The following is a 14503-nucleotide window of genomic DNA, read 5'->3' on the forward strand; positions in this document are numbered from 1 at the left end:
CGCCGTGGCGGTTGACCCCGCCGTGGCGGTTGACCCCGCCGTGGCGGTTGACCCCGCCGTGGCGGTTGACCCCGCCGTGGCGGTTGAATACGTCCCGGCAGTTGAACCGGCCTCGGCGCCGGCGGCAACAATCGGCCGGCAGCCAACCACAGAGATAACCTCTCCTCAACCGGCTCAACCCGAAGAATACCGGGCCATTTTTGAGGCCATTGGCGACGGCGTTATTGTCAGCGATACCTCGGGCCGGGTGCGGTTGGTCAACAAATCAGCCGAGCGTATTCTGGGCCACACCCGCCAAGAGTTAGTGGGACAGCCTATCGGCACCATTTACGGCCAAATTGATTCGGGCGAAACGATTGAAAATTTAGTGGTTGCTTTCTCGCGCCGTAACCAGCCCTTGCCCACCTTTGCTGAAAAGGATGACCGGGCCATCCAGGGGCGGCTCATTCCCTGGCGCAATGCCCAGAGCGAGTGGTTGGGCATTATCGCTGTTTTTCGGGATATTACTCCCGAAGTAAAAGCCGATAGGGCGCGTGATGATTTTGTGATAGCCCTTTCCCATGAATTGCGCGCGCCATTGACCACCATCAAGGGCTACACCGAATTGATCACCCAGGGCGCGTTGGGCGAGTATTCGCCGGAACAACTCCGTATCCAGCGACAGGTGTTGAGCAGCGCCGAACAGATGGTGGAAGTGCTGGACAATGCCATTCAGATCACCACGGAACGCCGACATCGCCCTATGGCCCGGTTTGAGGAAGTGGATGTGGCCAAACTGATCAACGAAGCGTTGCGTGAAATTGCGCCTCTGGCCGAAGTGCGAAACTTAAACCTGATCCGAGAAATCAGAAGCGAACTGCCCCTTATTGCGGCTGACCGCAGACACCTGCGCATCATCCTGGACAACCTGCTGTCCAATGCCTGCCGGTTTACGCCCCGTGGCGGGCGCGTAACCCTGCGGGTCTGGGTGGCGGAACCGGAACGTAAATATCCTTATCCTCACTTAATTCTGTCGGTGGCCGATAACGGGGTGGGTATTCCCAAAGAAGAGTTTGACCGCATTTTTAAGCCTTTTTACCAACTTGTCCCCAAAGACCTGGATGAACAAAGCGGCATGGGCATGGGCCTGGCCGTCGTCAAAGAGTTGGTTGAACTGCACCATGGCCGGGTGTGGGTTGAAAGCACCGTGGGTGTAGGCTCTATGTTTCAGGTGGCTTTGCCCATTAGCCAGGAATATTAGCGCGTCTAACCACGCGACTCGCCTTTATGTCCCCCCTTGTGCTATAATTTTGCCTGCCAAAAATAATTTCAAGAGGGTTTATCATTGAAATGCCGGACGATAACAATGCCATTTCGATTCTCATTGTGGAAGACGATGAGACTTTACTGGAGACATTAACTTACAATTTGGAAAGAGAAGGCTACACCGTTTTTACGGCTATGGACGGTTCAGCCGGGTTAGAAGTGGCCCGCGCCCAGTTGCCCGATTTGCTGATCTTGGATGTGATGTTGCCGGAATTGGATGGCTTGTCGGTGTGCCGGATTCTGCGGCGGGAGATGGATGTGCCCATCATTATGCTCACCGCCCGTTCCAGTGAGGTGGATAAAATTATTGGCCTCGACTCTGGCGCAGATGACTATATTACTAAACCCTTTAGCCTGGGTGAATTTTTGGCCCGTGTGCGGGCTGCGTTGCGCCGCAAACCTAAATCGGCCACGCCCGACCAACTCCAATCTGGCGACATATCCCTGGACCTGGTGGGGCGCAGAGTGTACAAGGGGGATGCAGAACTGAACCTGAGTCACAAAGAGTTTGACCTGTTGGCCGAACTGATGCGCAATCAGGGTTTGGTCCTCTCCCGTGATCTGTTGCTAACCAAAGTGTGGGGCTACGATTACATTGGGGAGTCGCGCACCGTTGACGTGCACGTGCGCTGGCTGCGGGAAAAGATTGAAGATGAACCCTCAAACCCCAAACGCATTACCACTGTGCGCAGTGTGGGCTACCGTTTTGAAGGCTAATTTTAGCCTCGCCGCCCGGTAATGTAAGCCTCGGTTAATTCTTTTTGGGGCGCTCTAAAAAGCTGTGCAGTTTTATTGAACTCTACCAATTCCCCCAGCCAAAAAAAGCCGGTCCAGTCGGAGGCCCGCGCGGCCTGTTGCATGTTGTGGGTAACAATCACAATGGTGTAGGTTTTGGCCAAGCGCCGCATTAAATCCTCAATGTGCAGCGTGGCCACCGGGTCCAGCGCCGAGCAAGGTTCATCCATCAAAATCACTTCCGGCTTCACCGCAATTGTTCGGGCAATGCATAGTCGCTGTTGTTGGCCCGGATTCAAACCCTGCGCCGGCGCATCCAGCCGGTGCTTCACTTCATCCCACAAAACTGCCCCCACCAGACTCTCCCGCACAATTTGATCAAGGCTGCTTTTTTTCCTGGCTATACCCAAAACTCTCGGCCCAAAGGCTACATTATCGTAAATGCTCTGGGGAAACGGATTGGGCCGTTGAAACACCATGCCCACGCGCTGGCGTAACTCTACTACATCCACGTCCGGATCGTAAATATTCTTCCCGTCCAGGGTAATTTCTCCCTGGGCCTGGGTATTGCTGATGGTCTCGTTCATCCGGTTGATGGAGCGCAAAAAGGTGGATTTGCCGCAGCCCGAAGGGCCAATCAAGGCTGTAATCTGTTTTTCGGCAATGGCCATATTCAGGTCAATCAGCGCGTGAAAATTGCCGTAAAAGAAATTAAAATTGTTGACCTCAATTTTGTGATTCATTAGCCAAACCGTCCGGTAATGTAATCCTCGGTGCGCTGGTCTTGAGGCGTGGAAAAGAGTTTAGTGGCCTCGTCCGTCTCAATCAATTCACCGTCCAGTAAAAAAGCGGCGCGGTCGGCTACCCGGGCGGCCTGCTGCACGCTGTGCGGCACAAAAATAATGGTATACTGCTGCTTGAGTTCCTGTAACGATTCTTCAACCACATTGGTTGAAAGCGGGTCCAGCCCGGAAGTGGGGTTATCCAGGGCAATCACCTCTGGCTCCAGGGCCAGGCTGCGGGCCAAACATAACCGCTGCTGCTGACCGCCGGATAGGTCAAAGGCCGACTCGTCCAGCCGGTCTTTCACCTCGTCCCACAGGGCCGCCTGCCTCAACGATCGTTCAACGCGCTCTTCCAACTTGACCACGTTCCGCATGCCCGCCATCTTCAAACCATAGGTCAGGTTATCGCGGATACTGCCGGGCAGCGGCGTGGGAATGGCAAACACCATGCTGATGCGGCGGCGCAGGTCGGTTACATCCGTGCCGCGCTCAAAAATGTCTCGCTGGTTAAACAGAACAGAACCCTGGCGTTGGGTATTTTCGGTTAAATCGGAGAGGCGATTCAGCAGGCGCAGCAGCGTGCTTTTGCCGCTGCGGGAAGGGCCAAACAAAACAAAGATCTCTTTAGCCGGAATGTCAAACGAAATATTTCTCAGGGCTTCAGTGCCGTCGGCATAGGTAAAGAAAAGATTTTGGATAGAGATTTTTGGTTTGGTCATTATTTTATGGTGTGGTTGTTTTTAACGTTATTGTTTGCTGCTTCATTTTTATTTACCATCTTCGTCGCCGCCGCATGCCGGTGCGGAACACAGTAGCCACAAAGGTCAGCGACAAAACAATCATCAATAATACCAGGGCCGTGCCGTATTGAATTTGCAGAGGCATGCCCGGCACCTGGGTGGAGATAACGTAGAGATGGTAGGGGAGGGCCATGGTTTGGTCAAAAATTGAACGGGGCAAGTCGGGTAAGTAAAAGGCGGCTACGGTAAAAAGGATGGGGGCAGTTTCTCCCGCCGCCCGGCCCAATCCCAGGATGATGCCGGTGATAATACCGGGCAGGGCGTGCGGCAAAACCTGGTAACGAATGGTCTGCCAGCGGGTGGCCCCCAGGCTCAAACTGACCAGCCGGAAGCGCTGCGGCACGGCCAGAATGGCTTCCTCGGCGGTGCTGATGACCACCGGCAGGGTCATAATGCCCAGGGTTAACGATCCGGCCAAAATGGACGTGCCAAAGTTCATAAACAGCACAAACGCCCCCAGCCCAAACAGCCCGTAAACAATAGACGGAATACCGGCCAGGTTAACAATTGCCAGCCGCACGTAACGAGTCAGACGATTGTCGCTGGCGTATTCGGCCAGGTAAATAGCCGCGCCAATAGCCAGCGGCACGGAAACAAGGGTAGTACCAAAGGTCAGGATGACCGTGCCCAACACGGCGGGCATAATGCCGCCTGCGCGCATCCCGTTGTAGGGCGGCTGGGTAAGAAACTCCCAACTGATGGCCCCCATGCCTTCGTAAATAATGTAGAGAATAACGGCGATGATGGGGATGACCACCAGGGCGGCCACCGTGGTGATAAGGCCCACGGCGATTCTTTGGGTGTGTTGTCGTTTCATAACTGTCCCCCTGTGCGACGGGGTTTCTGGCTGCCTACCAGGCGGCCGGCCAGGGAATTGATGCCGGCTGTAATCAGAAAAAGAATAATGCCGATGCCAAAGAGCACATTGTAATGTAGGCTGCCCTGGGCCACCTCGCCCATTTCGGCGGCAATGGTGGCGGTCATGGTGCGTACGGGCTGGAAGAACATGCCCAGGCCAAAGGGGGGCACGTTGGCCGCGTTGCCGGTAACCATCATCACGGCCATGGTTTCGCCAATGGCCCGGCCCACGCCCAGCATCACAGCGATGACCAGCCCGCTCCGGGCTGCAGGCAGCACCACGCGCCAAATAGTCTGCCACTGGGTTGCGCCGATAGCCAGCGCGCCGTCCCGATATTCTTTGGGCACGGCGTAGAGCGCGTCTTCGGAGATGCTGATGATGGTGGGTAGGGCCATGTAAGCCAGAATGAGCGCGCCGGTAAAGGCCGTGAGGCCGGTGGGCGCGCCCATGCGCTGGACCAAGGGGGCCAGCGCCACCCAGCCTAAAAAGCCCAGGACAATGGACGGGATACCGGCCAGGACCTCGATGAGCGGCTTCAAAACTTCTCGCAGCCACAGCGGCGCAATCTCGCCCAGGTAAATGGCCGTCGTCAGGCCCAGGGGCACGGCAATAATTACCGCGCCTATGGTTACCAGGATAGAGCCAAACAGCAGCGGCCAAACGCCAAACATATTTTCAATGGGATACCAGCGGCTGCCAAACAGTTGGCGCAGGGGGATGTCGAGAAAAGCCGGTAAACCTTCACGTAGCAGAAAAAGAAAGATCAGGCCCACAATAAAAATGGCCGATACACCGGAGATGCGGATAAGATTTTCAATAAAGATTTCGCCCCAACGGATGCGCGTCAATTTTCTCAGCCAGGGAAGACGTGATGGTTTTAAGGGTTGTGGCGTGTCTATGGTGGTGGTCATTTATTGCTCCTGAGGGAGCGGCACGAAGCCAAGTTCGCGGACAATTTGCTGTCCTTCCGGCCCCCTGATCCACTTGATATAGTCGGTAATGGCGCCGGTGGGTTCACCGGCGGTGTACATATACAGCCCGCGGGCAATGGGATAGCTGCCGTCGGCGCCGGTTTCAACAGAAGGTAGTACGTAGGGTGAGGCGTTATCTTTGGCTACAGCAATCATCTTTTCATGTTCGGTTACGTACCCCAGCCCATCGTAGCCAATGGCGTTGGGATTGCGCTGAATCTCGCTGGTGATGCCCACCGACGAGGGCATGAGCAATGTTTGGGGGGCAAAGATGTCTTTGTTTTCCTTTTCGCCTTTACGCACCACTTCTTCCAAAAAATAAACGTGCGTGCCGGAGTTGGTTTCTCGGGAGAGGAGAATGATAGGAGCGTTGTTTCCGCCCACTTCTTGCCAGTTGGTGATGCGTCCGGTGAAGATGTCGGCTAACTGGTCAATGGTCAGTTTATCCACAGGGTTATCGGGATGCACTACTATGGCCAGGGCGTCAATGGCTACGGTGATTTCTACGGGGTCAATGCCGTTGGCCTGGGCTTCGCCAATCTCATCGTCTTTCATTGTGCGGGAGGCATTGGCGATGTCCACCGTGCCGTTGATGAGCGAGGCAATGCCGGTGCCTGAGCCTCCCCCGGTTACGGCAATAGATACAGGCGGTTCAATTTCCCGGTACCGTTCCGCCCAGGCCAGGGCCAGATTGACCAGGGTGTCGGAGCCTTTGTTTTGGATGGCCCGTTCTGTGCCGGCAGAATCTGGGGGGGCGGCGTTGACCTCTTCTACCCTGCCGCAGCCGGTTAAAGCAATCAGGGCAATGGAGAGGATAATGCAGGCAATAGCCAGAGTCTGGAAATTATCATTTCTCATTCCTGCTTGACCTTTTTTAGTTTTTTCTCGTTTCATGTGCGGGGGCTATTTTAGCATGCGAGGGGTAAAACCAAAAACCTTAACCTCCCAAATATAAAGAAATTGCTCATTCAATTGTTGCATCCGGGGGTAAATACGTTGGACGGTTTGTATGGTTATTCTCCTGAAAATAGAAGCGGGGTAGAAGACGCACAAGGACAAGGTTCTTTAGGATTTGACGTGGCGATGCCCTATCCGTAGGGGTGTTCGGCTGATCGCCCCTACCAGATATACGGTCTGTCTCAAGATTATTGGTAAAGCCAGACGCGCAACATTGAAAACAGCCGATCAACATCAATCGGTTTGGGAAGATAATCATTAGCCCCGGCAGCCAGGCACTTTTCCCGGTCGCCCTTCATCGCCTTGGCGGTGAGGGCTAAAATGGGTAAGGTTCTGAATTGTGGCTGGGCCCGGATGCGCTTGGTGGTTTCGTAACCATCCATCACCGGCATCATAATGTCCATCAAAACCAGATTAACCGGTTCTTCGGCCAGTAAGTCCAGGGCTTTTTGCCCATTCTGCGCAATTTTGACGATGAGGCCCTTATCTGATAATAGCTTTGATAAGGCGAATGAATTGCGCATATCGTCATCCACAATTAAAACCCTTTTATCCTTAAGCACCCCATCTTCGTTATACAACTGTTTGATGGTTTGTTGCTTATCTTTGGGCATCTCGGCCACCACTCGGTGCAGAAATAGGGCCGTTTCATCCACCAGTCGCTCCGGTGACATGACCCCCTTCACAATCACCCGATCGGCATATTTCATCAATTCAATATTTTCTTCCGGGGTTAAGTCTCGGCCGGTATAAACAATCACCGGACACTTGGTAATAGTCTCATTGATTTTGATTTTGTTCAAGACTTCAAATCCGGACATATCGGGCAGGTTCAAATCCAGGATCATACAATCAAAGTGTTGCGTTTGCAGCAAGTCAAGGGCTTGCCGGCCTTTTTCGGCCTCGCTGATTTTTACATCGCTGCCATTCAGGAGCTTCTTAATGCTGCGCCTGGAGTTGGCGTCATCCTCCACCAAGAGCAGGGTTCTGATCTCTTTGGAGATGAAATGTTCAATCTCTTGAAAGGCTTTATCTAAATCTTCCCGGCTGGTCGGTTTGGTCAGATAACCCATGGCCCCTTTTCGATAAGCATCCAAAGCCTCTTCCTCTACCGACATGATATGCACCGGGATATGGCGGGTAGCAGGATTATTTTTCAAGGTGCCCAAGACCTCCCAACCACTGATGTCGGGCAAATTGAGGTCAAGAATAATGGCCGCAGGTTGGTAGGTATTGACCAACTCTAGCCCGGTCTTGCCGTCTCCGGCCACAAGACATTTGAACGCCTTGCCGTGGGCATAATCTACCATGATTTTGGCAAACTTTGGGTCATCTTCAATGATGAGCAAGATTTTGTCATCATCGCCCAGTTTGTCCCGGTCGTCCAGGAGTAAGGAGTGGGGAGCAGGCCGAGGGTCGGGCTGAGGATCGAGCCGAAGATCGGGAGGGGAAGAAATTGGTTTTGGCTCCTCGGTTTTTGGTTTCGTCACTTTTTGCCCCGGTGTTTCTGTTGTCTCTTTGTTCTCATCTGCTTGTCTTTCGATAGGTAAATACAAGGTGAAAGTGCTGCCCCGGCCCGGTTCACTTTCCACATCAATTTGCCCACCGAGTTTGTCGGCTAACTCTCTGGAAATGGACAGGCCCAGGCCGGTGCCGCCATACAGCCGGCTGGTGCTGCCGTCGGCTTGTTGAAAGGCTTCAAAGATAATTTTTTGCTGTTCGGACGTCATGCCAATGCCGGTATCGGCCACACTGATGGCAATGGCCTGGCCGGGGTCCAGGTCACACCGGGATAAATCTGTTTTATGATCCGGGCGATAGATATTCAGGCTGACGCTACCCTGGCCGGTAAACTTAAAGGCATTGGAGAGCAGATTTTTGACAATTTGTTTGACCCGCTGCGGGTCGGTGTTGATTTTCTCCGGCAGGTCGTCGGCCAGGGAGATGCGCAGAGCCACACCTTTTTCTTCGGCCATGTGCTCAAATTGGATGCGGGTGTCTGCAACCAGGTCGGTTAAAGGCATAGGTGCAAAGTTAAAAATCATCTGGCCGGCTTCTACTTTGGACAGGTCCAGAATGTCGTTAATGAGGTTCAACAGGTCTATCCCCCCACTGTAGATAATCTGGGCGGATTCAACTTGATCTTGAGTAAGATTGCCTTTTTCATTATCGGCCAGCATGCGGGCCAGAATGAGCGAACTGTTTAAAGGCGTGCGCAACTCGTGGGACATATTGGCCAGAAACTCGGATTTGTACTTGCTGGCCAGAGCCAATTCCTCAGCCTTGGCGGCAAGTTCTTGTTGAGCCACTTTTAATTCCTGGTTGTGTTTATCCAAGATGAGTTGTTTCTCGCGTAAAGCCTCGCTACTTTCCTCTAAAGCGGCGGCTTTCTCTTCCAATTGGGTATTGGTGGCCTCCAGTTCTGCTTGTTTCTCTTTCAATTTGGCCTCCGAGACTCTCAAACTCTTGGTTTGAGATTCCAGTTCCTCATTGGCCACCCGCAATTCCTCGCCTTGCGCTTGCAGTTCCTCGGCTTGTTGTTGCGTTTCGGCTAACAATTCGTTAATCCGGGTGCGGGCCTGGGCGGTGTTCAAAGCAATGGCAATGTTAGCCAGCGTGGTTTCAATAAATTCCAGTTGAGCCGGGGTAAATTCGGTCAATGCGCCAATCTCTACCACGCCGACCACCTGTTCATTGTAGACGGAAGGTGCCACCAGGAGATTCCGGGGGGGCATCTCGCCCAGGCTGGATGTAACCGCGATGTAGTTATCCGCCACATCGCTGATGACGATAGGCTGTTTTTCTAAGGCGGCCTGTCCAACCAAGCTTTCGCCGATTTGGAATTGAGCGGGTCGTTTCTTGGGCCGGGTGTAGGCATAACTGCCCGCCAGTTTGAGTAGATTGTCTTCCAGCACGTATAATGTCCCCACCGGCGCTTTGATGTATTTGCATAATTGCTGGATAACGTTGTTCGCCAGCATGGAAACATCCTGCTCGCCCTGCATCTTTTCATTCAACAGAGCCTGCCCGGTGTTTTGCCATACTTTTGCCGCCAGAGTTTGGTTGGCGGCCTCGGCTTCCGTTTTGGCCTTTTCGGCGGCTTCTTTGGCCTGGGCCAATTCAATGGCGCGTTGTTGGACTTGCCTAAATAACCGCGCATTTTCAATGGCGTTGGTTAACTGGTCGGCCAGCGTTTGCAGAATGGTGATATCGTCTTCAGAGAAGGCCGACTCCTGCTCACTTTGCACCGTCATCGCACCAATGGCCTCGCCCCGGCTGATGAGGGGCAGCACCAGTTCGGAGCGCGTTCCCGGCAGGAGGGGGTTTTTGTAGCGTACAGCATCCTTATCTCCCTCTAGTTCAAGGCGCGCCTCTTTATGTGTAACGCACCAACCGACCATGGACTGACCATCCACCTTAAGTTTATGGTTGGCCTCGATCATTTTGCGACCGGCTTCCCCTGTGCCCGCCCGGAGAACGAGCATCTCGCCACTCTGGTCTACCAAAAATAGCCCCGTATAATAAAGGTCAAAATGGCTGCGGATCAACTCCACTGCCTGGGGCAACAGCTCATCCAGGTTTAGGATAGAGGTGGTGGCGCGAGAAACTTCGGCCGCTGCCCGCAGTTGGAGCGCATTCTGCTCTATCTTGATTTTGGCCTGTTTGAATTCGGTAATTTCGCGGCCCAGACCCACAATGCCAATGATGTTGCCTTGACTATCGCGCAGCGGCACTTTGCTGGCCAAGTTCCAGCGGGTGATTTTGCCGTCTTTAAATTTTAAAGGCTCTTCGCGATTGATGACAGGTTGCCCGGACTGGATAATCATCTGTTCATCGGCATAGGTTCGTTCGGCCAGTTCCTTTGGCACCAGGTCAAAATCCGACTGGCCTACAATTTCAGCGGCACTGCTCTTGCCCATGCGCTCTATCAAAGCTTTATTACAAGTGATAAAGCGGCTCTCAGTGTCTTTGGCGTAGATACGGTCCGGCACAGCGTCTATCAAGGTGCGCAGCAGGTCACGTTCTTTGGTCAGGGCCTCTTCCAGCCGTTTGTGTTCAACAATCTCGCGTTGCAACTCGGCGGTTCGTTCCTCAACCCGCTGTTTTAATTCGGCTTCTAATTCCGCAATTCGAGCCAGCGCTTTGGCCAGGCCGGGCATGAGTCGCGTTTTTATTTTTTCAAGCTGTTCCATTTCTTCCCTCCGAGAAGTCGCCCAAACCATTGACCGGCTTTAAGTGGTTGCATCTCTTGTACTCCCCCCGGCTTCTTGCCGCCAACTTTTGTAGCCGATAATGGGGCGTTGCTGCCGGTTCTGCTTGATGGTTGTATCAGTTTCTAATATTTATTATAACTCAGTCCATTTGTTCTGACCCCCCCAAAAAGTGGGGGATTTTTTAGTAGAAAGTACCAGCAGGGTCAACCTATGACGCCGCCAGATTTCTCCATCTCTTGTCCATTGAGCAAAAGATCTCATAGAAAGCCTTATTTGGTTTCGGTTTGATAGCACAGCGGCCTTGTCCAGGTTAGGATCAGAATTAGGAATTTTGGGGAGTTGGTTAAAGAAATTTAACAATATTTTATCTTTATCTTAATTTGATGTTGAACTTTAGTTAAAGAACGACCCCTATACTGCGAAAGTTATAAAAATGGAGCCTACTTTGCCCCAATAAGGAAACGCATTTTATCAGAAGTAATGTGTTATGCCAGCCTTAAAAGAGTTTGCCACGTTGATCACTTTGAATATGGCTAACCTGACCGGCCGCTATGTCCAAATCTTGGCCGACAGTGGGGCCGGTTATGAATATTTTTCAGGCCATGCTCAACAGGCGGCGGCCCGTCGTTTGTTAAAGGCCGTTATTGTGGCATGCAAGCAGCAAACTGCCACCCCGCTTGTTTATCTGTTTAACGGTCATGCGCATGGCGCATTCCGGCGCTGGGCCATTGATATTGATCCTCCCCGGCCCCTCGCCGAAGTTGAAGCCCTGGGACACACCCTGATGCCGGTGGCCCCCAATTTGGCAGCCGGTAAATTTCTGTGGCAAATACTCTCAGCAGTAAAAGCCGCCGTAGCGGATAGCCCCAACGGTTCCTCGCCGTTGATTCTGTTTCCCCCCAAAAATGGGCAGGCCGGGGCCACGCCAGGGCCGCCGCAGATCAAAGAAACCGCCTTCCGGCAGCAGGGGACGGAGGCCAGGACTGTTGCGGATAGAAATTCATCATCTCATCAACTGCCCGAAGAGGAATCACTCCCGGACTCGGAACACCGCACTGAAAACAGTTCCATCTCTGAACCCCTTCACTCGCAAGAGGAAGATTTAATAGCCGGGGGTGTGCTCTCCATTGCCAAACTGGAACGAATCCAATTAACCATGGATTCTCGTTTGGCCGATTTGCCGGCGTATGCTTTTCAGGTTGAAGCAAATACGATTGTGTATGAAGTTGACAAAACGCTCAGAAGGCACTTGATTCTGCCCGGCGTGATTGTTACTGATCAACAAGTAGCCATTGGCGTTATTTCGCGGCGCAAGTTTTTTGAGCAGTTAGGACAGCTCTATGGCGTATCGGTTTATCTGCGGCGGCCCATTCGGCTGGTGCTTGAAGCCATTGGCGTTAAACCGTTGTGCTTGTCAGCCGGCAGCACTATTTCCGAGGCGCTGGCTCTGGCCCTCAGTCGTCCGCCCCAATTTGTTTACGAACCCGTGGTGGTTGAATTTGAACACCAAATCTATCGCCTGTTAGACATTTACACCCTGTTAAGCGCCCAATCAAAGCTTTTTGCTTATCTCCAGGCTGAACTTCAGGAGGCCAACAGTAATTTAGAGGGACGGGTTGAGCGGCGAACCGCCGAGTTGGCCAGGGTTAACACCGATCTGATCCAGGAAATTGTCAAACGCAAACAAGTGGAAGAAGCTTTGATTTTGGCCCGTGACGAGGCGTTGGCCGCCAGCCGGCTAAAATCCGAACTGGTAGCCAAAGTGAGCCATGAACTGCGGACGCCCCTGGGCGCTATTTTGGGGCACACCCAGATGCTCCAGATAGGCCTGCATGGCCCTATCTCCGTAGAACAGCAGGAAGTGGCCTCGAAAATTATTAAAAGCACCAATTATTTGACCAGTCTGGTCAATCAACTGCTTGACCAGGCTCAATATGAAGCCGGTAAGTTGGTATTGAATATAGCCCCTGTTGTCCCGGCAGATATTGTTGAAGAAACTCTCTCAAAATTGGGTGTGATGGCCCAAAATAAAAAACTGACCTTGACCGGCCAGATTGCGCCGGACGTGCCCCCGCAGCTTTTGGGCGATAGCGTTCGCCTGAAACAAATTTTGGTCAATCTGGTGAGCAACGCCCTTAAATTCACCGAGCAGGGTACGGTGAGTATCCGGCTTTATTGCCCCGATCCGGGCCACTGGGCGATGCAAGTTTCCGACACCGGCCCGGGTATTCCCCTTGAGGCTCAAACGTATATTTTTGAGCCGTTTGAGCAGGTTGATGGGTCCATCACCCGAGAATATGCCGGCACAGGCTTGGGCCTGGCCATTGTTAAACAACTCACCACTCTCATGGATGGACAAGTTGACTTGGAGAGCACGGTTGGGCGGGGCAGTACCTTTACCATTACCTTACCTTTATCGCCAATCCAAGAGGAGTCATGCTAGAATCCACTTTGTCTAATAAAAACCCTTTTGCCTTGATCATTGAAGATGATGAAGAATTGGCCATTATTTTTGCGGAAGCCTTGCGGCAGGCTGAATTTGAACCGGAGATCATTAGGGATGGCCGCGCCGCTTTGGCCCGCCTGGCCGAAAGTCGGCCGGCGGTAGTTGTTTTGGACCTCCATTTGCCGCATGTCTCGGGCAAAAACATTCTCCAGCTCATTCGTTCCAGTCATTGGCTTACTGAAACGCGCGTTATCATTGCCACCGCCGATCCCATTACCGCCGAAATGATTCGGCCCCAAGCTGATTTAGTGCTGCTGAAGCCCATCAGCTTCATCCAATTGCAACTTCTGGCGGCTCGTCTGCGTCCACCGGACCCGGTTGAATTGGGCTGAGAAGAACCGCGGCTGAAAGAACCACATAGTTGTTAAAAGGATTTAATCATCTCTTTACACTTCCTTAAGGTTGGCTTAAATAATTCATAAACTTCATCGGTTATAGTTGTTTTAATTAAGGAAATGGATTTTGTTGAAAGGAGATGAGCCAATGCCAGAAACCATAGGGACACTCAACCTAAAAATTGCCCGGCTTACAAGCCAATTGCAAGTGCTGGAACAACAGCAACGTTTGAGTAGTCTCTATCCTGATCATCAAAGTAAACTAATCCGGGAAGATTTAAAGGTGCGTTTTCAATTACAACAACTACTAACGTGTCGCGCCGAAATTCTGCAACGAGTCAGTGGTTATATGAGCGAAAGGCTGTTCGATGGAAGCGGTCAAAGAGAACAATCATTTTCTTCAGCTTATTAGCGCTTTAGAGGCGGGCTGGGAAATTGAAGAGCCGGTTATGCTGGGCACTTTATGGCGCACCGCCACCCACGGCCACGGCGCATACCATTTTGTGTTAAGAAATAAGGCTGAAGAAAAAACAACGCTCTTAAGTTTATTGCCCTCGTCAGAACTCCTGGTTTTCCTGGCCGAAAATAAAATCAACGTTAGCCCTTTATAGGGCTAAACTTTAAATCGTGTTCCCTGGTCCATTTTTTCTTTCCTCACAACGTGAGGCCCTCACTCCTTCTTGAGCGCTGAGGGCGGAGACCATCTCTCCGCCCTCAGTTCCTATTAGGACGATGAATTGTTAAAAAGATTTAACGCTCTTTTAAAGTGTCCTTAAAGTGTAATTAACCGAATCTTTAATTGAAAGAGTTAAACTGGCTAAGTTGTTGAAATTCCCGTGAATTTTTTCACGTTTCATTTTTACCCAATCAAACTATAATTTCAGGAGTCGAAAAAAATTTGTCTTTAATAATGATGAAAAAACCTCTCCTGCCCATAGGGGGTTTGATGTTGCTTTTGACCCTCGTGGTCTGTCGCGCCCCTGGCAGTCAACTTGACCATAATGTTTCCCAGGCTGAATCTGGCCAAGCGCAAAGC

General features: G+C 52.1%; 12 protein-coding genes. 6 read left to right on the forward strand and 6 right to left on the reverse strand.

The window, feature by feature from the left end; all coding sequences use genetic code 11:
- Nucleotides 1-1240, forward strand: a 1240-nt coding sequence (locus JW953_18205; protein ID MBN1994638.1) for a PAS domain S-box protein, incomplete at its 5' end; no start/stop codon positions are given.
- 89 nt (nt 1241-1329) lie between these two features.
- Nucleotides 1330-2022, forward strand: a complete 693-nt coding sequence (locus JW953_18210; GenBank protein ID MBN1994639.1) for a response regulator transcription factor — start codon at nt 1330-1332, stop codon at nt 2020-2022.
- Between the two features lie 2 nt (nt 2023-2024).
- Here the strand turns inward: JW953_18210 and JW953_18215 are convergent, their stop codons facing one another.
- The 6 genes from JW953_18215 to JW953_18240 form a co-directional block, all read right to left on the reverse strand.
- The gene (locus tag JW953_18215; GenBank protein MBN1994640.1) at nt 2025-2783 is read right to left on the reverse strand and encodes a phosphate ABC transporter ATP-binding protein; all 759 of its coding nucleotides are present in this window, start codon (nt 2781-2783) and stop codon (nt 2025-2027) included.
- On the reverse strand, nt 2783-3544 hold the full coding sequence (locus JW953_18220; GenBank protein MBN1994641.1) for a phosphate ABC transporter ATP-binding protein: 762 nt from the start codon (nt 3542-3544) through the stop codon (nt 2783-2785). The genes JW953_18215 and JW953_18220 overlap by 1 nt, the downstream gene beginning before the upstream one ends.
- Nucleotides 3545-3596: 52 nt before the next feature.
- The gene (gene pstA, locus JW953_18225) at nt 3597-4442 is read right to left on the reverse strand and encodes a phosphate ABC transporter permease PstA (protein MBN1994642.1); all 846 of its coding nucleotides are present in this window, start codon (nt 4440-4442) and stop codon (nt 3597-3599) included.
- Nucleotides 4439-5395, reverse strand: coding sequence for a phosphate ABC transporter permease subunit PstC (pstC, locus tag JW953_18230; protein ID MBN1994643.1), 957 nt, complete (start codon nt 5393-5395; stop codon nt 4439-4441). Before pstC ends, pstA begins: the two co-directional genes overlap by 4 nt.
- Nucleotides 5396-6349 (reverse strand): PstS family phosphate ABC transporter substrate-binding protein, encoded by a 954-nt coding sequence (locus JW953_18235; protein ID MBN1994644.1) that lies wholly within the window; start codon nt 6347-6349, stop codon nt 5396-5398. It abuts the gene before it with no gap.
- Between the two features lie 251 nt (nt 6350-6600).
- Complete coding sequence (locus tag JW953_18240; protein ID MBN1994645.1) at nt 6601-10605, reverse strand: response regulator; 4005 nt, start codon at nt 10603-10605, stop codon at nt 6601-6603.
- 508 nt (nt 10606-11113) lie between these two features.
- Here JW953_18240 and JW953_18245 point away from each other — a divergent pair.
- The 4 genes from JW953_18245 to JW953_18260 all read left to right on the forward strand — a co-directional run bounded on the left by JW953_18245 (nt 11114) and on the right by JW953_18260 (nt 14078).
- Nucleotides 11114-13069 carry a hypothetical protein gene (locus JW953_18245; GenBank protein ID MBN1994646.1) on the forward strand — a complete coding sequence of 652 codons (1956 nt, stop codon included), beginning with the start codon at nt 11114-11116 and terminating at the stop codon, nt 13067-13069.
- Nucleotides 13063-13464: a response regulator gene (locus JW953_18250; protein MBN1994647.1), complete on the forward strand. Its 402-nt coding sequence runs from the start codon at nt 13063-13065 to the stop codon at nt 13462-13464. The genes JW953_18245 and JW953_18250 overlap by 7 nt, the downstream gene beginning before the upstream one ends.
- A gap of 151 nt (nt 13465-13615) precedes the next feature.
- Nucleotides 13616-13879: a hypothetical protein gene (locus tag JW953_18255; protein ID MBN1994648.1), complete on the forward strand. Its 264-nt coding sequence runs from the start codon at nt 13616-13618 to the stop codon at nt 13877-13879.
- A 37-nt stretch (nt 13880-13916) separates the two neighbouring features.
- Nucleotides 13917-14078, forward strand: a complete 162-nt coding sequence (locus JW953_18260) for a hypothetical protein (GenBank protein MBN1994649.1) — start codon at nt 13917-13919, stop codon at nt 14076-14078.
- The last annotated feature ends 425 nt before the right edge of the window (nt 14079-14503 follow it).

The organism is Anaerolineae bacterium, from assembly GCA_016931895.1.
Lineage (GTDB): Bacteria > Chloroflexota > Anaerolineae > 4572-78 > J111 > JAFGNV01.